Origin of the sequence: Blastococcus sp. TF02A-30 (genome assembly GCF_003319185.1) — a bacterium.
Taxonomy (GTDB): domain Bacteria; phylum Actinomycetota; class Actinomycetes; order Mycobacteriales; family Geodermatophilaceae; genus Blastococcus.
Genome location: NZ_QOHJ01000008.1, coordinates 43,988 through 68,547, shown reverse-complemented (window position 1 = coordinate 68,547; position 24,560 = coordinate 43,988). Strand labels below are relative to the sequence as shown.

Annotated in this window: 23 protein-coding genes and 1 pseudogene; 11 read left to right on the top strand and 13 right to left on the bottom strand. The window is 73.5% G+C overall.

What is annotated here, in order from left to right; translation table 11 throughout:
• Positions 1-3 precede the first annotated feature (3 nt).
• From DQ241_RS17650 to DQ241_RS17640, 3 genes are all read right to left on the bottom strand, one after another.
• On the bottom strand, positions 4-633 hold the full coding sequence (locus DQ241_RS17650; RefSeq protein WP_113831525.1) for a glycosyltransferase family 2 protein: 630 nt from the start codon (positions 631-633) through the stop codon (positions 4-6).
• On the bottom strand, positions 597-1,736 hold the full coding sequence (locus DQ241_RS21175; protein ID WP_233492530.1) for a UDP binding domain-containing protein: 1,140 nt from the start codon (positions 1,734-1,736) through the stop codon (positions 597-599). The genes DQ241_RS17650 and DQ241_RS21175 overlap by 37 nt, the downstream gene beginning before the upstream one ends.
• A gap of 213 nt (positions 1,737-1,949) precedes the next feature.
• Positions 1,950-2,612, bottom strand: a complete 663-nt coding sequence (locus tag DQ241_RS17640; protein ID WP_199584707.1) for a protein-tyrosine-phosphatase — start codon at positions 2,610-2,612, stop codon at positions 1,950-1,952.
• Here DQ241_RS17640 and DQ241_RS17635 point away from each other — a divergent pair.
• Entirely contained in the window at positions 2,536-3,330 is a 795-nt protein-coding gene (locus DQ241_RS17635; protein ID WP_113831657.1) for a hypothetical protein, read from the top strand. The two genes, DQ241_RS17640 and DQ241_RS17635, sit on opposite strands and share 77 nt — an antisense overlap.
• Here the strand turns inward: DQ241_RS17635 and DQ241_RS17630 are convergent.
• Positions 3,327-4,094 carry an LCP family protein gene (locus tag DQ241_RS17630; RefSeq protein WP_233492529.1) on the bottom strand — a complete coding sequence of 256 codons (768 nt, stop codon included), beginning with the start codon at positions 4,092-4,094 and terminating at the stop codon, positions 3,327-3,329. The genes DQ241_RS17635 and DQ241_RS17630 overlap by 4 nt on opposite strands.
• A 548-nt stretch (positions 4,095-4,642) precedes the next feature.
• Positions 4,643-4,972, bottom strand: coding sequence for a UDP-N-acetylglucosamine 2-epimerase (locus tag DQ241_RS21390; protein WP_304555254.1), 330 nt, complete (start codon positions 4,970-4,972; stop codon positions 4,643-4,645).
• 560 nt (positions 4,973-5,532) lie between these two features.
• On the opposite strand from DQ241_RS21390, the gene DQ241_RS17620 reads away from it, so the two are divergent.
• A complete protein-coding gene (locus DQ241_RS17620) occupies positions 5,533-5,796 on the top strand; it encodes a type II toxin-antitoxin system VapB family antitoxin (protein ID WP_113831655.1) in 264 nt (87 codons plus the stop codon).
• Positions 5,793-6,191, top strand: a complete 399-nt coding sequence (locus tag DQ241_RS17615) for a type II toxin-antitoxin system VapC family toxin (RefSeq protein WP_113831523.1) — start codon at positions 5,793-5,795, stop codon at positions 6,189-6,191. Before DQ241_RS17620 ends, DQ241_RS17615 begins: the two co-directional genes overlap by 4 nt.
• Before the next feature lie 7 nt (positions 6,192-6,198).
• Here the strand turns inward: DQ241_RS17615 and nrfD are convergent, their stop codons facing one another.
• The 4 genes and pseudogenes from nrfD to DQ241_RS17590 form a co-directional block, all read right to left on the bottom strand.
• On the bottom strand, positions 6,199-7,239 hold the full coding sequence (gene nrfD / locus DQ241_RS17610; protein ID WP_113831522.1) for an NrfD/PsrC family molybdoenzyme membrane anchor subunit: 1,041 nt from the start codon (positions 7,237-7,239) through the stop codon (positions 6,199-6,201).
• Positions 7,236-8,300 carry a 4Fe-4S dicluster domain-containing protein gene (locus DQ241_RS17605; protein ID WP_113831521.1) on the bottom strand — a complete coding sequence of 355 codons (1,065 nt, stop codon included), beginning with the start codon at positions 8,298-8,300 and terminating at the stop codon, positions 7,236-7,238. The genes nrfD and DQ241_RS17605 overlap by 4 nt, the downstream gene beginning before the upstream one ends.
• A pseudogene (gene fdh / locus DQ241_RS17600) lies at positions 8,297-11,584 on the bottom strand (formate dehydrogenase). Before fdh ends, DQ241_RS17605 begins: the two are co-directional and overlap by 4 nt.
• An 85-nt stretch (positions 11,585-11,669) precedes the next feature.
• The gene (locus DQ241_RS17590) at positions 11,670-11,927 is read right to left on the bottom strand and encodes a hypothetical protein (RefSeq protein ID WP_147252398.1); all 258 of its coding nucleotides are present in this window, start codon (positions 11,925-11,927) and stop codon (positions 11,670-11,672) included.
• A 166-nt stretch (positions 11,928-12,093) separates the two neighbouring features.
• On the opposite strand from DQ241_RS17590, the gene DQ241_RS17585 reads away from it, so the two are divergent.
• Together DQ241_RS17585 and DQ241_RS17580 are read left to right on the top strand one after the other, a co-directional pair.
• Positions 12,094-12,675 (top strand): sugar O-acetyltransferase, encoded by a 582-nt coding sequence (locus DQ241_RS17585; protein WP_113831517.1) that lies wholly within the window; start codon positions 12,094-12,096, stop codon positions 12,673-12,675.
• A complete protein-coding gene (locus DQ241_RS17580; RefSeq protein ID WP_113831516.1) occupies positions 12,672-13,247 on the top strand; it encodes a TetR/AcrR family transcriptional regulator in 576 nt (191 codons plus the stop codon). Before DQ241_RS17585 ends, DQ241_RS17580 begins: the two co-directional genes overlap by 4 nt.
• On the opposite strand, the gene DQ241_RS17575 is transcribed toward DQ241_RS17580, so the two are convergent.
• Complete coding sequence (locus tag DQ241_RS17575) at positions 13,244-13,471, bottom strand: hypothetical protein (RefSeq protein WP_147252397.1); 228 nt, start codon at positions 13,469-13,471, stop codon at positions 13,244-13,246. The genes DQ241_RS17580 and DQ241_RS17575 overlap by 4 nt on opposite strands.
• A gap of 15 nt (positions 13,472-13,486) precedes the next feature.
• Positions 13,487-13,687 (bottom strand): hypothetical protein, encoded by a 201-nt coding sequence (locus DQ241_RS17570; RefSeq protein WP_233492527.1) that lies wholly within the window; start codon positions 13,685-13,687, stop codon positions 13,487-13,489.
• A gap of 225 nt (positions 13,688-13,912) precedes the next feature.
• On the opposite strand from DQ241_RS17570, the gene DQ241_RS17565 reads away from it, so the two are divergent.
• Positions 13,913-14,794, top strand: coding sequence for an endonuclease domain-containing protein (locus DQ241_RS17565; protein WP_113831514.1), 882 nt, complete (start codon positions 13,913-13,915; stop codon positions 14,792-14,794).
• 75 nt (positions 14,795-14,869) lie between these two features.
• On the opposite strand, the gene DQ241_RS17560 is transcribed toward DQ241_RS17565, so the two are convergent.
• Both DQ241_RS17560 and DQ241_RS17555 read right to left on the bottom strand, forming a co-directional pair.
• On the bottom strand, positions 14,870-15,487 hold the full coding sequence (locus DQ241_RS17560; protein WP_113831513.1) for a hypothetical protein: 618 nt from the start codon (positions 15,485-15,487) through the stop codon (positions 14,870-14,872).
• A gap of 126 nt (positions 15,488-15,613) precedes the next feature.
• Positions 15,614-16,117: a GNAT family N-acetyltransferase gene (locus DQ241_RS17555; protein ID WP_113831512.1), complete on the bottom strand. Its 504-nt coding sequence runs from the start codon at positions 16,115-16,117 to the stop codon at positions 15,614-15,616.
• Positions 16,118-16,263: 146 nt separating this feature from the next.
• Here DQ241_RS17555 and DQ241_RS17550 point away from each other — a divergent pair, with 146 nt between their 5' ends.
• From DQ241_RS17550 to DQ241_RS17530, 5 genes are all read left to right on the top strand, one after another.
• On the top strand, positions 16,264-18,186 hold the full coding sequence (locus tag DQ241_RS17550) for a bifunctional diguanylate cyclase/phosphodiesterase (protein ID WP_158545961.1): 1,923 nt from the start codon (positions 16,264-16,266) through the stop codon (positions 18,184-18,186).
• Complete coding sequence (locus DQ241_RS17545) at positions 18,183-20,753, top strand: diguanylate cyclase domain-containing protein (protein ID WP_113831510.1); 2,571 nt, start codon at positions 18,183-18,185, stop codon at positions 20,751-20,753. The genes DQ241_RS17550 and DQ241_RS17545 overlap by 4 nt, the downstream gene beginning before the upstream one ends.
• Positions 20,754-20,967: 214 nt before the next feature.
• Positions 20,968-21,777, top strand: coding sequence for an MBL fold metallo-hydrolase (locus tag DQ241_RS17540; RefSeq protein ID WP_113831509.1), 810 nt, complete (start codon positions 20,968-20,970; stop codon positions 21,775-21,777).
• Complete coding sequence (locus DQ241_RS17535) at positions 21,774-22,400, top strand: DedA family protein (RefSeq protein ID WP_233492526.1); 627 nt, start codon at positions 21,774-21,776, stop codon at positions 22,398-22,400. Before DQ241_RS17540 ends, DQ241_RS17535 begins: the two co-directional genes overlap by 4 nt.
• On the top strand, positions 22,397-24,547 hold the full coding sequence (locus DQ241_RS17530) for a phage holin family protein (RefSeq protein WP_113831508.1): 2,151 nt from the start codon (positions 22,397-22,399) through the stop codon (positions 24,545-24,547). Before DQ241_RS17535 ends, DQ241_RS17530 begins: the two co-directional genes overlap by 4 nt.
• Positions 24,548-24,560: the final 13 nt, after the last annotated feature.

The window sequence follows — 24,560 nt, the reverse complement described above, 5'->3', positions numbered from 1 at the left end:
GCCTCACAGGTGAGGAGTCAACCGAACCCTGGGCAGTCCCTCCTGGTCCTCGTGATACATGAAGTAGGAGGGGTCGAAACCTCCTACCGCGTCGTAGGCGCGCCTGTTCATGTACATCGCCGCGCCCGTCACCCAAGGCACCTCCTGGACGACGTCACCGATGGACGGCGCATGGTGCCACGTCTGCAGGCGCTGCCCTACGCGGGTGCGCCCCAGGGGCGTGCGGCTCGCCAGGACGACGCCCAGGGTCTGGTGGTTGCGGGCGGAGAACTGCAAGGAGCCATCGGTATTCAGGAGTCGAGGGGCGACCACTCCGATCGGCCATCCGGTGCAGCGTCGCGCCAACTCCTGGATTGCGCCCGGAGACACGACGACATCCGGATTGATCAGGCAGATGTCCCTGCCCGGGTGGAGCCCGGCGCCGACGTTGACCGCAGCGCCGTAACCCAGGTTCCGTTCGCCCTCGTGCACATGGACGTTCGAGAACCGCCGGGCAAGCTCCACCGTGGAATCGGTGGAGCCGTTGTCGACCACTCTCACCTCGTGGTCAGGAAGGCTTGCGAGGGCCGCCTCGATGACCGCTGCACTGTTGTACGTCACGATGATGACGATGGCCGTCGGGTTCTGGGACAAGCTGGTCTCTCCTCACACGTCGACGGTCGGCGTGGAACGCCGGTCGCGGTGATCGATCGGTGATCGCCCCACTGCATCCCGGGGCTGCTGAGCCACGTCCTCGACAAGTCAACGCACCGCGCACGAGAACCGTCCCCGCGCACGAGCAGTGCCTCCCTGAACACGATCAGTACTGCCTCACAGCAGAGGTTCGGACAGCAGCACCGCATGCGGATGGGCGCGCGCTTGTTCTGGCCATTGCGCCAGAAGGAGATCGGCTGACCGCCGGCAGAGCCGGCCGGCCAGGGTGGGCCCCAGTGTTCCAGCGCTCTCGATGAAGAGGGTCGCCCTGCGGAACAGATGCTTGCACGATGCTCGGAACTGCCACGTCCGCGCCGCTCGTGGCGATCACGCACGGGCGGAACCGCAGGATCCAGTAGGCAGATTGAGCCGCATTGACCAGAAGGTGACCGAGTCGCCGCCGTGGATGCACCAGTGCCACCACCTTGGTCCGGGATGGCGCTCCCTTCAGCGTGATTGCTTGCAGCGGCCGGAAGGAGGCGCACAGCAGATCGCCTATGCCGAGATCCTCGACGGCCAACTCGAGTTCTCTGCGGTGACCGCCGGGTGAGTAGACGAGCATGGCACGGCACGCCGCGCCGCGTCGGTGCCAATGCCGCATGACTTGATCCTCCAGACTCCGGGGAGTGGCGACCCGTTCGGCGCCACGATGATCGACGTGGCGAGCCAACCGGACGCGCCCGGTTGCGGTGCATCGAGCACCGCACCGTCTGCATTCTCGATGGCCGATGGTACGGGCGACAGCGCCGAGGCCCCCGATGCGCCGGAATCTCTCGGAGGGCGCCGGCTACCCCACGCAGCGTCCCAGGGCGCGGTAGGTCCACCCGGCGTCGGTCCACGCGGTGCGGGAAAGGGCGTTGCGCCCGTCGAGCACCCGCGGTGTCGGCGTAGTCGAAGTGCGGCCACTCGCGGCGGCTGTTCTCGATCGCGGCCGGGTCGGTGACGCGGACGACGGCGCCCTGCAGCTGCAGCTGGGCTGCGACGTTGAGCGCCGGGGAGTCCCGGATATCGTCGCTGTCCGGCTTGAAGGCCGCGCCGAGCACCGCGATCCGCTTGCCGAGCAGCGGGCGTCCAGCACCTCGCGGGCGAGTTCGACCACCTACAGCGTCGGCCACATCGGTGCTGAAGGTCGCCGGCCCGAACTCAGGCTCTGCGCGAGCAGCTCCTGGAAGTCGGGCTCGTAGAAGGGGGTCGGCCGTCGCACAGAGCCCGGACCCTCCGGTCGGCCTCTTAGAACACTTCGTCCCCGAAGTGGATCACGCGGCGGAGCCGCTCGCCTGGTGAGAGCGAGCCGGACTGGGGCCGCCGGCCCGTCCCCGGCTCCCGCCGCCGATCAACCGGTCGAGAACAGGGATCAACGTGGCGGCGACCAGCTCGCCGACCTCCTCGTGGACCTCCAACGGTCGGCCGATGGGATCGCGCACGTCGTCGCTCTCCCCACCGGGGCGGCGTCCGCGCGCGGCAGCCATCCGGGCCACCAGGGCGCGAGCCCTGGTGGGGAGGTCATCCCCTGCCACCTCGTCGTCGGGGATCGACCGCAGCAGCGCGGCTGCCTCCCGCAGGGTGAACGTGCGCTGCAGAGCGCGTGGGGCGTACCCGATGACGTCGTTGCGGTGAGCCCGGGTCATGGTGAGGACGAGGTCGGCTCCCCCGGCGAGCGCACTGTCCAGCTGACGCGCGCGGAAGTCCCCGGACCGGGCGCCGTAACCCTGCAGGACGAGCGCGCTGTCGGCATGCATGGCCGACCCGACGACCGCACGCGTGCCGGCGCTCTCCAACCGGAGCTGGCCGGCGCCCCCACCGAGCCGCTCCTCCAGGTAGGCGCGCCCCAACCGTTCGGCCATGGCGGACCGGCAGATGTTGCCCGTGCACACCAGCAGCACGCGGAACGTGGAGCCGGCGGCCAGGGGAGCATGCACGGCTCCAGTCTCCCTGCACCCGCCGCAGCCCGCATCAAGATCGCCGGACGCCCGGGTCCACCGGCTCAAGCTGCGCCCGGCCGATGCCGAACAGGACACCATGAGGCTGCTGTTCGTGTGCACCGGCAACATCTGCCGGTCGGCAGCCGCTCACGTGTTCACGGAGGCGTGGCCGACCGGGCACCTGGGCGTGGAGATCGAGGCACGCTCCGCCGGAACGCACGCTCCTACGGGACGTCCGGCGCACCCCTTCACGGCCGCAGCCCTGGAGCTGCGCGGGCTCGATGCCGGCAGCCACGTCGCTCGGCGCTTGTCGCCGGCGGACGTCGATTGGGCGGACGTCGTCCTCACGATGACCGCTCAGCACCGGGAGGCGGTCCTGACGCTGGACCCGCGGGCACTCCGCAAGACGTTCACGCTGCGCGAGGCCGCGGAGCTGTGCCGCGGGCTGCCGCCGCACCGGCTGGCGGCCGTTCCGCCCAGCGAGCGCGGCAGCGCGCTGGCCGGTCGGCTCGCGGCCGCCCGGGGCGCGCACCGCGTACCGGACCAGGACATCGACGATCCCATCGACGGGCCGGCGCAGGTGCATCAACGCGTGGTGGACGACGTCGCCGCCGCGCTGCGCACCCTGCTCGTGGGCATCGCCCGGCAGGTCCGCCCGGAAGCCCACGAGACCGTCCGCATCGACCGGCTGCCGCCGGTGCCCGTCCCCGGCTAGTTCGGCACCGCGGGCAACGTGTCCTCGCCGAACTCGGCCACGTGCTCGGTCAGCGAATCGGTGCGCAGGTACTCCCACATCTGCTCGGACCGGGCCGCGTCGAGGTAGACGACGCTCTGGGCGCCCTCCCGCCCGGTTCCTGCCACGGGGGCGGTGAGGAACGTGACCGCGCCCGGCCGCAGCGACCGCAGGTCGTAGGCCATGTCGAGCAGCGCCGTGTTGCCCAGCGTCTCGTCGACCGACATCGCGTCGGTGAGGGCGACCAGGAAGCCGTCCAGCGCGCCCATGTCGCTGAGCACGTTCTGCTCGGAGAGCTTCGTGAAGATCGAACGCAGGTACTGCTGCTGGCGCTTCACCCGGTCGAAGTCGCCGCCCTCGAGGCCGTACCGCTGGCGGACGTAGTAGAGCGCTTCCTCGCCGTCGAGGTGGTTGAGCCCTGCCGTGTACGTGTAGGGGCCGTTGCTCGTGGTCTCGGCCACCTGGACGTCGACGCCGCCGAGCGCGTCGGTCATCTCGACGAAGCCCTGGAAATCGATGGCGGCGTAGTGGTCGATGCGCACGCCGGTGAGGCTCTCGACCGACTGGATGAGCAGGCTGGGCCCACCCCAGGCATAGGCGGCATTCAACTTGGCCATGCCGGCTCCCGGGACGGGCACCCACGAGTCACGTGGCAGTGAGATGACCTGGGCGTTCTGCCGGTCACCCGTGAAGCGCACCAGCATCATCACGTCGGACCGACCGTCCGGCGTCTCACCCTCGGGCACATCGGCACGGGTATCGGAGCCGACGACGAGGAAGGTGAGCGGCGCCTGCCCTGCCGGACCCGCGGTGGCCTGGGCCGGCCGCTGCGACTCGTCCAGGCCGGCGAAAGCATCGACCCGCTCGAGATTCCCCGCATAGCGGTTCGTCAGGTACCACGCGCCCCCGGCTACGAGAAGCACGAGGACGAGGACGCCGGCGCCCAGGACGACCAGGGCTCGCCGCCACCGGGGTCTGCGACTGTCTGACGACGGCTCATCCGCGTCCCAGTACGAATCGGTCTCCTGCGAAGCGTCGGTCAACGCCTCAGTTCCGTGCCTGCCCACCGGGTCCCCGCTTCTTCGTACGTCCGAGCCCGCGACGTTAGACGCCCCCCGGGAGCAGCTGCGGCACCCTGCCTGCAGCACCGCGGCTTCCGTCCCAGAAGTCCCAGGCCTCACCTGCGCCTCGGTCGGCGGCGCGGCTCGAGCTCCGACGGCCCGGCGGCGCCGACACCTGGGGCCATCGGGCGCCGAGACCGCGACATTGCGCCGCGGGTCCGGCCAGGCCCTCGTCAGAGTCGGTCGACGCCCTCACCGGTCAGCACGCCGCGGGTATCGAACACCCGCGCACCGTCGAGCGCACCGCCGAGGTAGTCGTCGTGCGCCTGCAGCAGCACGACGAGGTCGGCTTCCTCCATCGCCTGACGTAGGCCGCTCTCGCCCTTGATCAGCCGCTCCGGATCACCGTGCTCAGCCGCATTCCAAATCGACACGTACGGGTCGATCGCGTCGGCACTGGTGACCAGGCGATCAGACAGCCGGTCAGTGACGACCCGTTTGACCTCCTCGGGCGTCGCCCGGTCGAAGCTCCGCAGGCCAGCCTCCACGTGTGCCAGCGGGATGAGCAGCTTGCGGCCACCAGCGCGGCGGCGATGGTGGAGTTGACGTCGCCGTAGACCACGACGAGCGAGGGGCGTTCCACCGGTCCCGTGGTGGCAGGCGTCCGCGGGCGTTCAGGCACCGGTTCAACCGGTCCTGGGATCCCCGCGTCCGGCTCACCGAGGCGTGCGGCCACTGCGGTGCCCGCATGGTCGTGGCGCACCACGGTGACGCAGCCCGCGAGTGGGTTGTGAAGGGCAACGTCGCCCAGGAGCTGCCTCAGCACCACGACATCAACGGTTGACGCCGCCCTCGTTCAGCGTCCCGCCCGAAGGGGCGTAGGAGTAGATCGCCGTGACCCCTTCGAACGGGCCACGGCGCGCCCGTTGCCGAAGTGGCAGCGCCGGTCGATGACGCCCTACGCGCAGGCCGCCACGCAGTGGCCGCAACCGGTGTAGATCTCACCCTGCACGACGACGGTGCCCCAACTCGGTCCGTTACGGCGCCCGCGCCCCTCGTCGGCGCGCGAGTGCCGATATCCGGTATCGGTGGAATGGTGTACTTCAGCGGTACCGTTTCCACCATGGCGCTCAACATCAAGAACCCGGAAGCCGAAGAGTTGGCGCGCCAGCTCGCTGCTGCGACCGGTGAGAGCGTCACCCGGGCGGTAGCCGTCGCGGTTCGGGAACGTCTCGAGCGACTGCGCAGCCAGGATGCGGTCCCGGCGGACGAGCTGGCTGCTCGACTGCGCGAGATCGGCCAGGACGCAGCCGGCCGGTGGGTCCAGCCGTACGGCAGCACCGACCACGGCGATCTCCTCTACGACGGTGCGGGCCTGCCCCGGTGATCGTCGATACCTCCGCGATCGTCGCGATACTGCGCGGCGAACCGGACGCCGATCGCTACATCCGCGCGCTGGCAACGGCACGGAGCGCCCGCGCGTCGGCCGCGACCTATCTGGAGGCCGCCATCGTCGTCGATGCCAACCGTGACCCCGTGCTCAGCGGCCGATTCGACGATCTGGTGGCCGCGGTGCCGATCACCGTCGAACCGGTCACGAGGCGGCAGGCGGAGATCGCCCGTCAGGCGTACCGCGACTTCGGCAAGGGCAGCGGCCACCCAGCCGGCTTGAACTTCGGCGACTGCTTCGCCTACGCACTCGCCAGAGAAACCGGCGAGCCGCTGCTGTTCAGGGGCGACGACTTCTCGCACACGGATGTGACGGCCGCTGTCGAACGGTGACGAAGCCTCAGCGGGTGATGGTCGACGCGTGGTCGTGCTCGCCCTTGGCCAGCCGCTCGCGCTGGGGGATCACCACGTACTTCGGGTCCTTCGTGCTAGCGATGCCCCCTTCGAAGACACCGAACCGGGTCAGCAGCGAGCCGGCCGCCAGCAGCGTTCCTGACGCAACCGCGCCCCACCGCTTGCGCCCACCCAGCACGGCCAGCCCGAGCCCCGCCGAGGTGCACGCCTTCGCCGCCCGCATGAGCTTCCCGGGCCGGCCCTCGTGGAACGGCTCCGACACGATGCTCTCGCTGTGCTCCACCCCGCGGATCGCGGCCAGCTCGATGCCCGCCCCGATGATCGCCATCTTGCGGGCGGGCTCGGATTCGTCCAGCGGCGCCAGCGCCATGCAGATCCCGCCGCCGGCCGCCATCGCCGAGCCGCCGAACACGAACGGCAGCTTGGTGTGGAACTCGTGCCACGACGGCACTGCGGTGTTGGCCAGCAGCACGCCGGTGTAGGTCGCCAGCGGCCCACCGAACAGCGCCGCCACCGCTCCCCCGAACCGCTTGAGCTTCGGGAACCAGCCCAGCGCCTCGACCGCCGCCGTCGCCCCGGCCGCCGCGCTGAACGGCGCCAGGATGTAGGTGCCCACCGACAGCGGCGAGGTCGGCTTCAGCACCCGCAGCATGTGCAGGAACCGCTCCGGCCGTCCCAGGTCGTGGATCAGGAAGACCACCGACAGGATCGAGCCGCCGCCCGCGGTGTACCGCGCCACGCGGGTCAGCTTCGGCCGGTCGGTCACGTCGGCCAGCGCCCCGAGGATCGCCGAGGAGCCCGCGGCGCCGCCCAGGAACAGGTACAGCGGCACGTCGGGGCTCTTCCAGACCGGCGTCTTCACGATCTGCCGGCCGTAGTACGACGTGAACTCGACGTCGTCGACCATCGGCATCTCGGCGCGGCCGCGACCGCCACCGCGCCGGCGCTTCTTGCCGGTCCGCTGCGTCGCCGGGCCGCGGTCGGCCTGCCGCCAGCCCGCGTCGGGGCTGGTGATGCCGCCGGTCACCGGCTCCTCCTCGAGCCGAGGATCGCCGTCACGGCGACCCCGACCATCATCGCCGCGGCCTTGCCGGCCGCCCGCCACATCGCCGGCAGGTCGCGGGTGGTCACCACCGGGTCCGGCGGCAGCCCGTAGACCTCCGGCTCGTCGAGCAGCAGGAAGAACGCCCCGTCTCCCCCGACGCCGTCGTCCTCGTCCCGGCCGTACAGGCGGGCGGTCTCCACGCCCTGCGCCTTGAGCGTCGCCAGCCGGGCGTCGGCGCGCTCCTGCAGCTCGTCGAGGTCGCCGAACTGGATCGACTGCGTGGGGCAGGCGCTGGCGCACGCGGGCTGGAGCCCGTCGGTCAGCCGGTCGTAGCACATCGTGCACTTGAAGACCCGGCCGTCGTCCTTGCGCTGGTCGATGACGCCGTAGGGGCAGGCCGCCACGCAGTAGCCGCAGCCGTTGCAGATGTCGCCCTGGACGACGACGGTGCCGAACTCGGTGCGGAACAGCGCCCCGGTCGGGCAGACGTCCAGGCAGCCGGCGTGCGTGCAGTGCTTGCACACGTCGGAACTCATCAGCCAGCGGATCTGCTTGTCGCCGCCGCTCTGCCCGGTCTGCGGATCGAACTCGCTGAGCGCCTCGGCGTTCAGCACGCTCTGCTGCGCGTTGGCCAGGCTGACGTCGTCCCCGGCAGCCGCGGGCGACGGTCCGTGGTCGTGCCGGTCGTCGCCGGGCCGGCCGAAGGTCGGCATCGGCAGGTCGACGGTGCGGCTCTGCTCAATGAACGCCACGTGCCGCCACGAGTTCGCGCCCAGCTGGCCGGTGTTGTCGAACGACATCCCCGACAGCCCGAGCGCGTCGCGGTTGCCGTGCGAGTCGTCCATCGGGAGCGTGTTCCACTCCTTGCACGCCACCTCGCAGGCCTTGCAGCCGATGCACACCGAGGTGTCGGTGAAGAAGCCGACCCGCTTGGGGTGCTCCGGCTCGTAGCCGGCCTCCTGCGTGACGTCCGGCAGCGGCCCGAACAGCCGGTTCTCCGGGTCCCGGCCGGTGAAGGCCGGGCTCGCCGAGCTGATCGTCATGCCGTCGCCCCTTCCCCGGCCTCCGCCTCGACCGGGTCGCGGCCGTTCACGCCGACCTTCCCCGACGGGACGCCGGCCCGCCTGCGGTAGGACTCGACGAGCTCGAGCATCTCCGGCCCGCGGGGCCGCCGTCCGGGCACGATGTCGCAGCTGCTGACCTTGGACTCCTGGATGTGGGTGTTCGGGTCCATGACGATCCCGAGCAGGTCGTTCGCGGCGTCACCGGTGGAGATGCCTGCGTAGGACCAGTGGTAGGGCATGCCGATCTGGTGCACGACCGTGCCGTCGGCCAGCTTGATCGGCCGCACCCGCTCGGTCACCAGCACCTTCGCCTCGATCGCCGTCCGGGCGCTGATCAGCGTCGCGAACTGGTTGTTCTCCAGCCCGCGCAGCCGGGCCAGCTCCGGGCTGACCTCCACGAAGAACTCCGGCTGGAGCTCGGCGAGGTAGGGCAGCGTGCGGCTCATGCCACCGGCGGTGTGGTGCTCGGTGAGCCGGTAGGTGGTCACCTGGAACGGGTAGACCTCGCTGCGCGCGGGGTTGGCCCGGTTCCACGGCCCCTCGATCATCTCGAGGGTCGGGTTCGCCTGCTGCTTGTACAACCCGTTCTCGACCACCGACTCGGCCGGCTCGTAGTGCGTCGGCAGCGGCCCGTCGACCAGGCCGGCCGGTGCGTACAGCCACGCCTTGCCGTCGCCCTGCATGACGAACGGGTCGGTGCCGGCCAGAGCGTCCTGCGCCTTGGCACCCTCCGGCGGCACGTAGTCCGGGCGCTTCTTCTTCTCGAAGTCGGGGACGTCGAGACCGGTCCACTCACCGGCGTCCTCGTCCCACCACACGTACTTCTTGCGCTCGCTCCACGGCTTGCCGTCGGGGTCGGCCGAGGCACGGTTGTAGAGCATCCGGCGGTTGAGCGGCCAGGCCCAGCCCCACTCGGTGGCGACGACGCCCTGCTCCTTGGCCGGCTTGCGCCGCGCGGCCTGGTTGACGCCGTCGGCGTAGACGCCGCAGTAGATCCAGCAGCCGCCCGTCGTCGAGCCGTCGTCCTTCATCTCCATGTAGGAGTTCAGCAGCGTGCCGTCCGGACCGAAGCCGTTGATCTCCTGCAGCACCGCCTCGGCGCTGGGCTCCACCTCCGGCCCGTGGGTCGGGTAGTCCCAGGTGAGGTCGAGCAGCGGGCGGTCCCGCGGGTCGGTGGAGTCCTTGAGCCGCTCGCGCAGGATCCGACCCAGGTGGAAGTAGAACCACAGGTCGCTGCGGGAGTCGCCCGGCGGCTCGACGGCCTTGTGCCGCCACTGCAGCACCCGCTGCGTCTGGGTGAAGGTGCCTTCCTTCTCCACGTGCGTGGCCGCCGGCATGAAGAAGACCTCGGTGCCGATCGTCTCGGGCGCCAGCTCGCCGGTCTCGTGCTCGGGGCCTTCCTTCCAGAAGGTCGCCGACTCGATCATCTGCAGGTCGCGGACGACCAGCCAGTCGAGGTTGGCCAACCCGAACCGGTTCATCCGGCTGTTCGGGTGCCCCACGCCGGGGTTCTCGCCGACGAGGAAGTAGCCGTGCACCTTCCCCTCGATCATGTCGGCGATCGTCCGGTAGCTGCTGTGGTCGCCGTTGATCTTGGGCAGGTAGTCGAAGGCGAAGTCGTTCTCCGCCGTCGCCGCATCACCCCACCAGGCCTTGAGCAGGCTGACCATGTAGGCCCGCTTGTTGCCCCAGAAGCCGGCCTTGCCGGCGGCGTCGGCGACGTACTCCTCGAGCGAGTCGTGCTGCATCGCGTGCGGCATCGGCAGGTAGCCGGGCAGCAGGTTGAACAGCGTCGGGACGTCGGTGGAGCCCTGGATGCTGGCGTGCCCGCGCAGCGCCATGATCCCGCCGCCGGGACGGCCGATGTTGCCCAGCAGGGTCTGCAGGATCGAGCAGGTGCGGATGTACTGCGCGCCCACGCTGTGCTGCGTCCAGCCGACCGAGTAGACCCACGCCGTCGTCCGGTCGCGGTTGCTGTTCTCGGTGACCCACTTCGCGACCTGCTCGAACACCGCCGGCTCGATGCCGCACACCTGCGACACCATCTCCGGGGTGTAGCGGGCGTAGTGCCGCTTGAGGATCTGGAACACGCTGCGCGGGTGCTGCAGCGTCTCGTCGCGGTGCGGCTTGCTCGGGATCGGCGGCCCGCCGCTGCCGGCCGCCTGGGCGCGGTCGGAGTGCTTGACGTCGGGGTGCTGCTCCTCGCGCTCCTGCTCCGCGGCCTCGGCCGGGTGGTCGGTGCTCGCGTCCTGGCTGCCGGGCTCGTACTGCCAGCTGGTCTCGTCGTAGGTCTGCGTCTCGGGGTCGAAGCCGGAGAACAGGCCGTCGAGGTCCTCGGCGTCGACGAACTCCTCGCTCACGATCGCCGCGGCGTTCGTGTACGCGCGGACGTACTCCTCGAAGTACAGCTCGTTCTCGAGGACGTAGTTGATCAGCCCGCCGAGGAACGCGATGTCGGTGCCGATGCGCAGCGGCACGTGCAGGTCGGCGATCGCGCTGGTCCGCGTGAACCGCGGGTCGATGTGGATGATCTTGGCGCCGCGCGCCTTGGCCTCACCGACCCACTGGAAGCCCACCGGGTGGCACTCGGCCATGTTCGAACCCTCGATGACGATGCAGTCGGAGTTCGCGAGGTCTTCCAGGAAGTTCGTGGCGCCGCCACGACCGAACGAGGCACCCAGACCGGGCACCGTCGCGGAGTGCTATATGCGGGCCTGGTTCTCGATCTGGATCGCGCCCATGGCGCTGTAGAGCTTCTTCATGAGGTAGTTCTCCTCGTTGTCGAGGGTCGCCCCTCCGAGGCTCGCTATCCCCATGGTGCGGTTGACGCGCTTGCCGCCGTCCTCCTCCTGCCAGCCCTTCTCGCGGGCCTCCAGGACGCGGTCGGCGATCATCTCCATCGCCGTGTCGAGGTCCAGGTCCTCCCACTCCGTCCCGAACGGACGGCGGTACTTGACCGTGGTGACGCGGGTCGGGCTGGTGACCAGCTGCTTGCTCGCGCTGCCCTTGGGGCAGAGCCGGCCGCGGTTGATCGGCGAGTTCGGGTCGCCCTCGATCTGGACGATCTTCTCGTCCTTCACGTACACGTTCTGCGCGCAGCCGACGGCGCAGTAGGGGCAGACGCTCTTCGCGACGCGGTCGGCGGTGGCGGTGCGCGACACCGTCGCCTCGGTCGCCTTGCTGCGGGCGGCCTTGCCGCGACCCATCGGGTCCGAGCCGGTGAGCTGGCGGTACACCGGCCAGCTGTCGAGCCACGTCTTCACTCGCGTCACTCTGCCACCGTTGCGGGCCGTTGGCGCGACGGCGCTCGCGATTGCGTGTCGCGCCCGTCCGGAACCCCTGCCGGCCCTAGCCGAAGGCGGGTCGGCGCGCCGGCGACTGCCGGCGCAGGGCGCCCAGCCGGCTGCGGAGGCGGGCGGCCTCCTGGCGGCGTTCCTCCGCGTGCTGGTGCAGCTGCGCGGCCTGCACCGGATCGGTGCTGCGGCGGGCGCGCAGGTCCAGGGCGTCGGCGGTCTCGAGCAGCAGCACCACGCGGCGCAGCTCCTCGCGGACCCGGTCGACGGGCCGGGAGGATCGCGCTGCGTCATGCCTCTGGACGGAGGTCATGGGCAGATGGTGGCGGGTGTCCGGGCGGTCCGCGACTCGGGGTCGAAATCCGTCGGGCGTCGAGCCGCGTGGCCCGACGTCTGGCCGCGCCGTGGCGCGGCTGGACGTCCGGCGGCCCGGCCCGACCCGCACGGCCCACCGTCCGCCGATGCGTACAGTCGTTCCTATGACGACCGAGGCGCAGGACACCCGGGCCATGCGCGAGCGGATGCTCGCCGGCGACCTGTACATCGCCGACGACCCGGAGATCGCCGAGGCCTCGGCCCGGTCGCTCGACCTGATGGCCGCCTACAACGCGACGTCGGTCCGCCAGGGCCCGCTGCGCCGGCAGCTGCTCGAGGAGCTGCTCGGCGAGATCGGTGAGGGCACCGAGCTGCGACCGCCGTTCTACGTCGACTACGGCAGCAACATCCGCATCGGTGCGCGCTGCTTCGCCAACTTCGGCCTGGTCGCCCTCGACGTCGCGGCCATCACCATCGGCGACGACGTCCAGATCGGGCCGAACGTCCAGCTGCTGACCCCCACCCACCCGGTCGAGCCCGGTCCGCGGCGGGACAAGTGGGAGGCGGCGCAGCCGATCACCATCGGCGACAACGTCTGGCTCGGCGGCGGGGCGATCGTGCTGCCCGGCGTCACCATCGGCGAGAACACCGTCGTCGGCGCGGGCGCCGTCGTCACCAGGGACCTCCCGGCCGACGTGGTCGCCGTCGGCAACCCCGCCCGCGTGGTCAAGCACCTGGACGCATGACCGACGCCCCGGTCCGCCGGGCGCGCCGGTACGACCCCGGCCGGCGCGACCGCCTGGTCGACACCGCGCTCGAGGTCATCGCCGCGCACGGGGTGCCCGCGGCGACCCACCGGGCGATCGCCCGCGCCGCCGACGTCCCGCTCGGGTCGCTGACCTACCACTTCTCGTCGCTGACCGAGCTGCAGGCGGAGGCCTTCACCCGGCACGTCGACGTCGTCGCGGCGCGGTTCGACGAGCGCATGCGCGCGGCGCCCGACCGGGCGGCGGCGCTGGAGGCCCTGGTCGAGCACCTCACCGGCGACCTGCTCGACTCCCCGCGCGACCTCCTCCTCGCCGTCGAGCTGTACGCCGCCGCGGCCCGCGAGCCCGCGCTGCGGACCGTGACCCAGGGGTGGATGCAGCGCAGCCGGCGCAGCCTCGAGCGGCACCTCGACCCGGTCACCGCGCGGGAGGTCGACGCGCTGGTCGAGGGGCTGGTGCTGCACAGCGCGCTGTCCACCGATCCGATGGATGCGGCCCAGATCCGCTCCGCGCTGCTCCGCCTGGCCGGTCAGGCCGGTCAGGCCGGTTAGGCGCGCCCGGCGTACCAGAGCACGACGGCGGCGGCGATCAGCACGGCCACCACCGCGACGGGTGCCAGCCAGAACTCGAGGAAGGCGAGCACCACCGCGAGGACCACGGTCAGCACGACCACGGCCAGCGCGAGCACCCCCGCGAGCACCCGGGCCGCGAGCAGCCGCCCCGGCGACCAGTCCCGCTCCGGACCTGCCACCTGCTCCCGACGTCCCCCGTCCATGCGCGGCCGGTACCGCTAGCGCTGCTGCCGGCGGGCGATGATCACCAGCACGGCGACGACGGCGACCAGCGGCGCCCAGGGCGGCAGCGAGAACGGGCCGAGCACGACCGCGGCGACGAAGAGCAGGAGCTGGAAGGCGACGTAGAAGCCGGCCAGCACCACGACCCAGAACAGCACGGGCCGCTCCATCTGCAGCCGGCGCAGGTACTCCACCATCAGTCCTCCTCGCTCGCGCAGCTCCCGACACCGGTACATCGGCATCTCAGGGCGGAGCTGGAGCCAGCCTCCTCCTCAACGCCGGGCGGCGGGGCGGCGTTCCGCCGTGATCACCACGGGTGCAGCGGGGTCTCGTCCCGCTGCGAGGCCCCGGCGGGTCCGCGGTGATCACCGGGCTGTGGACGACGTCCGCGCACCGGCCCCCGGTTCCGGCACCCTCCGTCGGTGCCCGTCCCGCCCGCCCGACCACCGGCCCTGCGCGGCCGCGTGTTCCGGGGCACCCGGGCGGTGGCGGCCGGGCTTCTCACCGCCGATCAGCTGCGCAGCACCGCCTGGCGCCGGTTGCGCCGTGACGTCTACGCCGACGCGGCCCTGCCGCTCACGCACGTGCTCCGCGCCCGCGGCGTCCGGGTGGCCGCACCGCCCGGCGCCGTCTTCGGCGGGCTCACCGCGGCCGTGCTGTGGGCGGGCGAGCAGTTCGCCACGGACGACGACCCGGTCGAGGTGGTGCTCCCGCCCGGGGTTCGCTGGGACCCTGGTCGCGGCGTCGTCGTCCGGGCAGCATCGCTGGACGGCGACGTCGTCCACCCGCAGCGGGGGCTCCCCCGCACCGGCCGGGTCCGCACCGCCGTCGACCTCGCCCGCCGCGGGCCGCTCGAGGACGGCGTCGTGCTGCTCGACCGGCTGGTCGACGCGGGCCTGGCCTCGCTGACCGACGTCCGGGACGCCGTGGCGGCGCTGCCCCGGTGCCGCGGCAGCCTGCTGGCCCGGGAGGTGGTCGCGCTGGCCGACGGGCTGGCCGAGTCGCCGCAGGAGACCCGGCTGCGGCTGGTCCTGCGGTCCGCGGGGTTGCCGGCGCCCGTCGCCCAGTTCCGGGTGTTCGATGCCGACGGGTTCGTGGCGCGGGTGGACTTCGCCTACCCGGAGCTCCGGATCGCCATCGAGTACGACGGCGCCTGGCACGGCGAGCGGGGGCAGTTCGCCCGGGACCGGCGGCGGCTCACCCGGCTGGCCGCGGCAGGGTGGCGGGGCCTCTTCGTCACCGCCACCGAGCTGCGCCGGCCTGAGGAGCTGGTGCGGCGGATCCGCGCCGCGATGGCGCGGTGATCAGGACGGACCCGCCGGGGCCTCGCTCAACGGCGAGGGCCCGGCGGGCCCGGGCTGATCACGCGGGAGGCGGCGTCAGCGGTCGGTGCCGCCGCGCTGGGTGCCGGTGAAGACGACCGACAGCGTGCTGGTCTCGCCCTGCAGCGCGTTGCCGCCCGTGGTGGGCAGCGAGACGCTGGTGAGCAGGTGGTCCACGCCGCCGGCGGTCAGGCTGCGGGCGCCGGTCAGCGCCTGGTCGACCAGGACCGGCCCGGCGTACAGGTCGACGACGTCGCCGGCGCAGCTCCACGCGTCGCCGCTGCGGACCCAGTCGACGTCGCACGACCGCACGGACAGCTGCAGGCCGTGCTCCGCGTCGCTGTCGAGCTTGCTGGAGGCGCTGGCCTGCGAGGTGATGACCAGGCGGGACAGGTCGACGTCGCCGCCGTTGCGCAGGTCCATCGGGAAGGAGTAGGTCTGCCCCGGCATGATCCGGCCGGCGGTGGCCGGGATCGGCGCTGAGCTGCCCGCCTGCGAGACGTCGATCGACAGCGTGCCGGCGTCCACGGCCGTGTCCACCGGCGACGTCGAGGCGGTGAAGCCACCGAACGTGCCCAGGCCGGCGACGGCGGCCGCGGCGCCGACGACGCCGATCGTGCCGACGACCTTGGCCACGGTGGACCGGCGGGCGGTGCTGCTCATGGTCGCGCTCACGGTGTTCTCTCCCCCGAGGTGCCGCCGGAGGGAGGGTCCGCTCCGGTCTCGGGGACGACACTGCGCGCCCAGCCGCACGGGACCCGCGCGGAAAGCGCAAGAGAACCGCAAGAAGGCGCGGGGACCTCAGCCGTGCAGCGAGGCCTGCAGCAGCACGGTGTCCAGCCAGCGGTCGTGCTTGAACCCGACGGCCCGCAGCCGGCCGACCTCGGCGAACCCGAGCGAGGTGTGCAGCCGGATCGAGGCGTCGCCGCTGTCGGTGACCACCGCGATCACCTCGCGCGAGCCGGCCTCGCGGGCGCGGTCCAGCAGCGCCGAGAGCAGCGCCGTGCCCAGGCCGCGGCCCTCGTAACCCGGCGCCAGGTAGATCGTGTCCTCGACCGTGCGCCGGTAGGCCCGCTTGGCCCGCCACGGCGACACGTAGGCGAAGCCGGCGACCTCGCCATCGACCTCGGCCACCAGGAACGGCAGCCCGGCGCCGACCAGGTCGGCCATCTTCGCCGGCCAGAACCCGGGCCCGGGCACCTCCAGGTCGAAGGTGGCCACGCTGTGCTCGACGTAGTGGGCGTAGATGCGGCCGACGGCGTCGGCGTCCGCCGCCGTCGCCGTCCGGATGCTGAGCTCTGCCACGGAGAGCAGCCTAAGTGTCGCGCTGAGTGCTCGAAGTCGGCAGGTGATCGCGGCCGTCGCGCCACGCACGACCACCACCACCCGGACGGGTGACACCGCCGCCGCCCCGACTGCAGCCCCGCCGACGCCCTCCCGATCACCAGACCGTGACCCCCGCCCCCGAGGCGCAGCCCGTGGCTGCGATCCCGGCGGCGCCCCGCAGCGGGCGCCCCGGGCGGTTCCTCGTGCTCGCGGTCGGGATCGCGGTGCTCGCCGTCCTCGCCGCGGTGCTCGCCCGGCCGACGACGCTCGGGCTGCTGGCCGCCCTGCTCGGCCTCGCCGTCCTGATCGGCTTCCAGGCCCTGCTCTGGCAGCGCCAGACCGCTCTCACCGGCGCCCTGCAGCGCAGCGAGAGCTCGTTCCGCACGCTGGTGAAGAGCAGCGTCGACCCCGTCGTCATCGTCGACGACCGGCTCCGGGTCACCTTCGCCTCCGAGGCGGTCGTCGGCCTGCTGGGCCTGGACCCCGACGACCTCGCCGGCATGCCGCTGCCCGACGCCGTCCACCCCGACGACCGGTCGGTCTTCTTCGCCGCCCTGGCCGGCACCGAGCAGGCCGCCGTCCGCACCGCCCGCGTGCGGCACGTCGACAGCCGCTGGCGGCTGATCCAGGCCACCGTCCGCGACCTGCGCACCGACCCCGACGTCGGTGCGCTCGTCCTGTACTGCCGCGACGTCACCTCCCGGGCGCCGTCGCCGGGGATCGACTCCGAGCTGCTCGAGCTCTCGCTCACCGACCCGGTGACCGGGCTGCCGAACCGCACGGCGCTGGTCCGCCGGCTCGGCGCGGTGCAGCGGGCGGCCGGCCCCCGGCCCACCTCCCTGGCGCTGATCAGCATCGACGGCTGGGACGCCGACGTGCTCACCCCCGGCTCCGAGGCGACGGCGCTGCGCGCGCTCACCGCCCGGCTCACCCGCGCGCTGCGTGGCGAGGACTGGCTGGCCCGCGGCACCGACGGCGACTTCGTCGTGCTGGTCGACGGCTCGGTCGCCGACGCCGAGGCCGTGGCCACCCGCCTCATCGCCACCGTCGGCCCGCTGGCCACCGAGACCGGCACCCTGCACCTCACCGCGGCCGCCGGGCTGAGCGCCCTGACCGCCGACCTGGACCCGGGCGAGGCGCTGCGCCGCGGCGACCTGGCCCTGCGCAGCGCCCGGCGGGCCGGGCCCGGCTCCGTGCACCGCTACGACGACGCGCTGCGCACCGCCCAGGACCGCCGCACCGCCCTGCGCACCGACCTCGACGGCGCCCTGCAGCGCGGCGAGCTGCGCCTGGTGTTCCAGCCGGTCGTCGACGTCGTCATGCACCGCACCGTCTCGGTCGAGGCGCTGCTGCGCTGGCACCACCCGCTGTTCGGCGAGGTCTCCCCCGCCGAGTTCGTGCCCCTTGCAGAGGAGTCGCCGCTCATCGTCGACGTCGGCCGCTGGGTGCTGCGCGAGGCCTGCGCCGCGGTCGCCGCGATCGACGACCAGCTCGGCGTCGCCGTGAACGTCTCCGCCCGCCAGGTGCGCAGCGGGGAGCTCGTGCCCGACGTGCTCGCGGCCCTGGAGAGCAGCGGCCTGCCCGCGAAGCGGCTGATCGTCGAGATCACCGAGTCGGTGCTGCTCGACGACGCGCACGTGATCGAGGACCTCGCCGCGCTGCGCCGGCTCGGCGTGCGGATCGCCGTCGACGACTTCGGCACCGGCTGGTCGTCGCTGGCCTACCTCGTCGGCATGCCCGTCGACGTGCTGAAGATGGACCAGTACTTCCTGGCCAACGTCGAGCACGACCCCGCCCGCCGGGCCATGTGCCGCGCGGTGCTGCAGCTGGGTTCCAGCCTCGGCCTGCCGGTCGTCGTCGAGGGCGTCACCAACCCCGCGACCCTGGCGCTGCTGCGCGACATGGGCCACCGCTACCTGCAGGGCTACGTGTTCTCCCGCCCGCTGGAGGCCGCGCAGCTCACCGCCGGCGGCTGGCGCGCGGACGAGCCGGCGGCCGCCGCCGTCCCGGTGCCGCGCGCACCCGACCTGCCGGGGGTGCCGTCGTGACCGGCTACCGCGCCGTCCCCGGCGCCCTCCGCCGGGCCTTCCTCCTCGGCCTGCTCGGCCTGGCCGCGGCGGTGCCGTTCAGCGCCCCCGACGGCACGGGCATGCAGTGGGACGAACTGGTCCTGTTCGCCGTCGCCGCCACCTGCTCGTGGACCGTGCACCGCCGCGTCCGCGCCATGGACCGCTCCACCGCCCGGACCTGGTACCCGCTGGTCGTGGGCTCGGCGATGTTCGCCGTCGCCCAGCTGCTGGCCGGCGCGTTCCCCGGCCCCGCGTTCGACGCGTTCGGCGTGGACGACGTCGTCCTCGTGCTCGGCGCCACCTCGCCGCTGGTCACCTGCGCCCTCCTGGCCCGCCGGGTCAGCCGCACCCGCTGGGCGGCCCTGGCCGTCGACGGGCTCGTCGTCACCGTGGCGCTCGTCGTCCTCACCGAGGTGCTGCGCACCCCGGTGGTCAACCCGGCCGACGCGCCGGAGGACCTGCGCTCGCTGGTGCTGCTGTACGGCGCCTACGCCGCCGTGATGCTCGGCTGCGCCGGTGCGGCGTGCACCGTCTCCACCCGCGCCCTGCGCTCCTCGGCGAGCACGCTGATGGGCGCCGTCGCGCTGCAGGCCACCGCGGCGGCGGCGGAGGCCACGGCCATCGTCGCCCCCTCGCCGCTGTGGGTGGCGGTCTCCGACGTCGCCGTCGCCGTCGCGCTGGTCACCGCCGCCGCGGCCGCGTACCGGGCGCCGCTGCGGCTCGACGAGCGCGGTGCCCGCGCCTCGGCCCCGGTGGTGTCCCCGCTGGGGCTGGCCCTGGTCGTCACCGCCCTGATCAGCCTGCCCGCCGCGATCACCGTCAGCCTGCTGCAGAACCGGCCGCTGTCCGACCTCGCCGAGTTCGGCTGCGCCGTCGTCTTCACGCTCATGGCCCTGCGCCTGGTCCTGCGGATCCGCGAGGACGGCCAGGTGTCGGAGTGGCTGGTCCGCACCGAGGAGGACTTCCGCGAGCTGATCGAGGCCAGCTCCGACGGTGTCGCCATCACCGACGGCGAGCACCGCCTGCTGTTCACCTCGCCCGCCGCCCGCCGGCTGCTCGGCATCCCCGACGCCGGCGCGGAGGTCTCGCTGCTCGACGTCGTCGTCCCCGAGGACCGGGCGCTGCTGCGCGCCGCCACCGGGCGCGGCGCCGCGGACGGGCAGTCGCTGCACGTGCACGTGCCGGCCGGCGACGACGGCGTCCGCGAGCTGGAGGTGAGCTCCACCGAGCGGGGCGGCGACCGCCGCGTCGTCTACCTGCGCGACGTGACCACCCGCCGCCGCCGCGAGCGCGAGCTCGAGCGCATGGCCTACACCGACCACCTCACCCGGCTGGCCAACCGCGCCATGCTCTTCCAGGAGCTGGGCACGGCCGCTCCCGGGCCGCGCGCCCTGCTGGTCCTGGACATGGACGGCTTCAAGGCGGTCAACGACGTCGCCGGGCACGAGGCCGGCGACCAGCTGCTGGTCGAGGTCGCCCGCCGGCTGGGGACCGTCGTCCGCGACGGCGACGTGCTGGCCCGCCTCGGCGGCGACGAGTTCGCCGTCGTCGTCACCGGCAGCCTGGACGAGGCGGTCGAGGTCGCCCAGCGGGTCGTGCACGTCATGGCGATGCCGCACCGCGTGGAGCACTGGACCTTCGCCCTGGGCGCCAGCGTCGGCGTCGCCGTGCTCGACGCGGCCGGCGGCCAGGTCGCCTTCCGCGAGGCCGACGCCGCCCTGCGCGAGGCCAAGCGGGCCGGCAAGGGCTGCGTGCGGGTCGCCGGGTCCACCGCGCCGCCGGCGGGCGTCGAGGCCGAGCCGGACTTCCAGGAGGTCGTCGCCGAGGGCGTGTTCGCCCTGCGCCTGGACGCCGCCTGCACCCCGGACGGCCGGATCGAGCTGCTGCACGCGGTGCCCACGTGGCGCCACCCGGAGCACGGCGAGGTCGGCGGGCTGGAGCTGTGGGGCTTCGCCGGGCGCCAGGGGCGCAGCGCCGAGCTGCAGCGCTGGCTGCTGCGCGAGGCGGCCGGCGCGATCGCCGCCCTCCCCGACCCCTCGGTGGGCGTGGCGGTCAGCCTGCCCGCCGGGCACGTCACCCCCGACGGCCTGGCCGCCGACGTCGCCGCCGTCCTGGCCGAGACCGGGCTGGCGCCCGCGCGGCTGCTGCTCTCCTTCACCGAGGAGACGCTGCTGACCAGCTCCGCAGAACTCGTGCCCGAGCTGGTGGCCGCCCGCGACCAGGGCGTGCAGCTGTGCCTGGACGACTACGGCATGGGCCACAGCCTCTTCGCGCTCATGGCCCGGCTGCCGCTGGACGTGGTCCGCATCGACCTCAACGTGCTCGCCCCCCGCGACGACCTCGCCCGCGCGCTCCAGGTGCTGCGCGCCATCTGCGTGACGACGTCGGGCTTCGACCTGCGGGTCATCGCCGGCGGGATCTCGACCGCCGCGGCGCACGAGGGCGCGGTCGCCGCCGGGGTGCAGCTGCTGCACGGCCGCGCGCTGCCGCACGGGCTGACGGTGGACGACGCCGCGGCGCTGCTGTCCGCCGTCCCCACCCCCTGACATGCCGGCTTTCGGTACCGAAAGCTCGGCTCGCCCCCCAGCTTTCGGTACCGAAAGCTCGGCGTCCCCAGCTTTCGGTACCGAAAGCTCGGCGTCCCCGCCAGCTCTCGGTAGCGGGAGCCGGGTCGGGGTGATCCCTGGTTCCGGTCGGGGACACCCCCGGTTCCGCGCCTGGTCCCTGGGCTCCGTCACCCCTCCGGCGAATACTGGCCGCGTGGGAGGTCCGGAGCTGCGGTTCGTCGGCCACTCGACGGTGCGCGTCGAGCTGGCCGGGCGCAGCCTGCTGACCGACCCCCTGCTCACCTCCCGCGTCGGCCCGCTGCGGCGGGTGGTGCCGGCCCCGGAGCCTGCCGTGCGCGCCGGGGTCGACCTCGTGCTACTCAGCCACCTGCACGCCGACCACCTGCACCTGCCCTCGCTGCGGCTGCTCGGGTCGGACGTCCGGCTCGTGGCCCCCCGCGGAGCCGGCCGGTGGCTGCGCCGGCACGGGTTCGCGCACGTCGCGGAGCTCTCCCCCGGGGAGTCGCTGACCGACGGCCGGCTCAAGGTCACCGCCGTCGCCGCGCGGCACAGCGGGCACCGGTGGGGCCCGCGGCTCACCTCCGGACCCGACTCCCCCGCCCTGGGCCACCTGGTCGAGGGCGACAGCTGGTCGGTCTTCCTCAGCGGCGACACCGGCCTGCACGACGGCATGCACCTGCTCGGCGAGCGCGGGGTCGACGTCGCCGTGCTGCCGGTGTGGGGCTGGGGGCTCAACCTGGGCCCCGGGCACCTCGACCCGGTGGCGGCGGCCGAGGCGGTCGCCCGGCTGCGGCCCCGCTACGCCGTCCCGGTGCACTGGGGCACGCTCGCGCCCCGCGGCACCACCCGGCTGCCCAGCCCGCTGCGCACCCGCATGCGCCGGCTGCTCACCGAGCCGCCGCGCACCTTCGCCGCCGAGGTCGCCGCCCGCGGCCTGGACACCACCGTGGTCGTCGCGCAGCCGGGCGACACCGTGACGCTCTCGCCGGGGGTGCAATCGTGAGCGCGCTCACCGCCGCCGCCGAGACCGCCTCGTCGGTCGGCTACCCGCTGGTCTTCTTCGGCGTGCTGGTCGGCTCGGTCGTGCCGGTCGTGCCCACCGGCGCCGTCGTGGGCTCCGCCGCCGCGTTCGCGACGACCAGCAACGACCTCGGCCTGCCCACCGTGCTGGCGCTGGCCACGGCCGGCGCCCTGATCGGCGACCTGATCACCTTCGCGGTCTGCCGCTCCGGCGGGCCGGCCGCCGTGCGCTGGGTGTCCCGCGGCCAGCACGCCGACCGGATCGAGGAGGTCCGCGGCCAGTTCCGCCGGCACGGCTGGCAGATCATCGTCGTCGGCCGGCTGCTGCCCGCCGGGCGGATCCCCGTGCTGCTCGCCGCCGGGGCGCTGGCCTACCCCTGGCGCCGGCTGCTGCCCGCCTCCTCCGCCGCCGCCCTGCTGTGGGCGCTCGCCTACGCGCTGCTCGGCGTGGTCAGCGGCGGCATCTTCGACTCCCCGCTGGTCGCGGTGCTCACCGCCACGCTGCTGGTGCTGCTGGTCGGCGCGGTGCTCAACCTCGTGGGCGCCCGCCGCCGGCGCGCCGTCCCCGAGCCCGAGCCCGAGCCGGCGCGCTGCGAGCCCGCATGAGCGCACCCGCCCCCACCGGCCGGCTGCTGCAAACCGGCCGCGCGCTCGCCCGCGTCGTCCTCACCTGGGCGGCGGCCACCGGCGCGCTGATCGCCCTCGACCGCTGGCTCAGCGGCTTCGCCATGCGCTCGTGGTGGCAGCCGCCGGTGGCCGCGCTGCTGCTCGGCGTGCTCACCGCGGCCGTCTGGCCCCTGGTGCTGCGGATCGCGCTGCCCCTGGCCCTGTTCACCTTCGGGGTCGGCGGCTTCCTGCTGCTCGGCGCCGGCGTGCTCGGCATCTTCTCCGCGATCCCCGGCGTCGAGGTGCACAGCTTCACGACCTCGGTCGTCGTCGCCGTGGCCATGGCCGCCGTCTCCGGGGTGGTCAACAGCCTGCTCGCGGTCGACGAGGACGAGATCTTCTTCCGCCGGGCCCGCCGCCGGGCCGCCGGCCGCTCCCGCGAGGAGCTCCCGCCCGGCGTCCTCTTCCTGCAGATCGACGGCCTCGGGCACGACGTCGCCCGACGGGCCGTCCGCGACGGCACGATGCCCACCCTCGCCGCGTGGCTGCGCGAGGGCAGCCACGTGCTGCGGCCCTGGCACACCGACTGGAGCTCGCAGACCGGCGCCAGCGTCTGCGGCATCCTGCACGGCTCCAACCACGACATCCCCGGCTTCCGCTGGTACGAGAAGGAGCACGACCGGCTGGTGCAGGTGTCCCGTCCCCGGGACGCCGCCGAGGTCGAGCGCCGGCACTCCGACGGGCGGGGCCTGCTGGCCGGTGACGGCGCCGGCCGCGGCAACCTGTTCACCGGCGACGCGCGGTTCGTCAGCCTGACCATGAGCTCGCTGTCGCACGTCGTCCCCGCCGGTGCGCGGCGGCGCCGGCGGGGCCGCGACCGCGTCGGCGCCGGGTACTACGCCTACTTCGCCAACCCGGTGAACGCGCTGCGCACCCTCGGCGTCTCCCTGGTCGACGTGCACCGCGAGCTGCGGGCCGCCGCCCAGCAGCGCCGCGCCGACGTCCGCCCACGGGTGCCGCGCGGCGGGCTGTACCCGTTCGCCCGCGCCGGGACGACGGTGATCTCCCGCGACGTCGTCGTCTCCGCGCTGCTGGAGGACATGCTCGACGGACGGCCGGTGGTCTACGCCGACTTCCTGGGCTACGACGAGGTCGGCCACCACTCCGGGGTCGAGCGGTTCGACACCCTCGAGGTGCTGCGCAGCATCGACCAGCAGATCGGCCGGCTGCACCGGGCCAGCGCCCTGGCCCCGCGGGAGTACCACCTGGTCTGCCTCTCCGACCACGGCCAGACCCAGGGCTGGGCGTTCGCCGACCGGTTCGGCCACTCGATCGAGGAGCTGGTCGGCGCGCTGTGCGGCAACCCCGCCGAGCCGCTGCGCCGGCACCTCACCGGGCCGCGCGACAGCCGGCGCACCACCGAGAACTGGCAGCTGGGGGCGGCGCTGGCCGAGGGCAGCGGGCCGATCGCCCGCCGGCTGCGGCAGCGCGTGGAAGGCGCCGCCGGGCACGACCACCCGCTGGAGCCCGCCGCCGGCGAGGTGCCCCGCGTGGCACCCGGCGTCGTCTGCGCCGTCTCCGGCCACACCGCGCTCGTCTCCTTCCCCGACCTGCCCGGCCGGGCGTCGCTGGAGGAGATCGAGCGGCACTGGCCCGACCTGCTGCCCGGGCTGGTCGACCACGACGGCGTCGGCTTCGTGCTCGTGCACTCCGACGAGTTCGGCCCCGTCGTCCTGGGCCGGGAGGGGCTGCACCGGCTGGCCACCGGCGTGGTGATCGGCACCGATCCGCTGCTGCCCTACGGCCCGCACGCCCCCGCGCTGGTCGCCCGCGTCTCGGGTTTCCCGCACTGCGCCGACGTCGTCATCAACAGCCGGTACGACCCGGCCACCGACGAGGCCTCGGCGTTCGAGCCGCACGTCGGCTCGCACGGTGGACTCGGCGGCCCGCAGCAGCACGGCTTCCTCACCCACCCGGCCGCGTGGGCCGACCCCGGCGAGATCGTCGGCGCCGAGCACCTGCACCGGGTGCTGCGCGGCTGGCTGACCGACCTCGGCCACCCCGAGCCGACCGGGGACGGCGCCGCCGTCGGCGAGCAGAGCCGCACCGCCCTGGCCGACGACCCGATCGGCGCCGCTCGCCCCTGACCTGGCCGCTCGG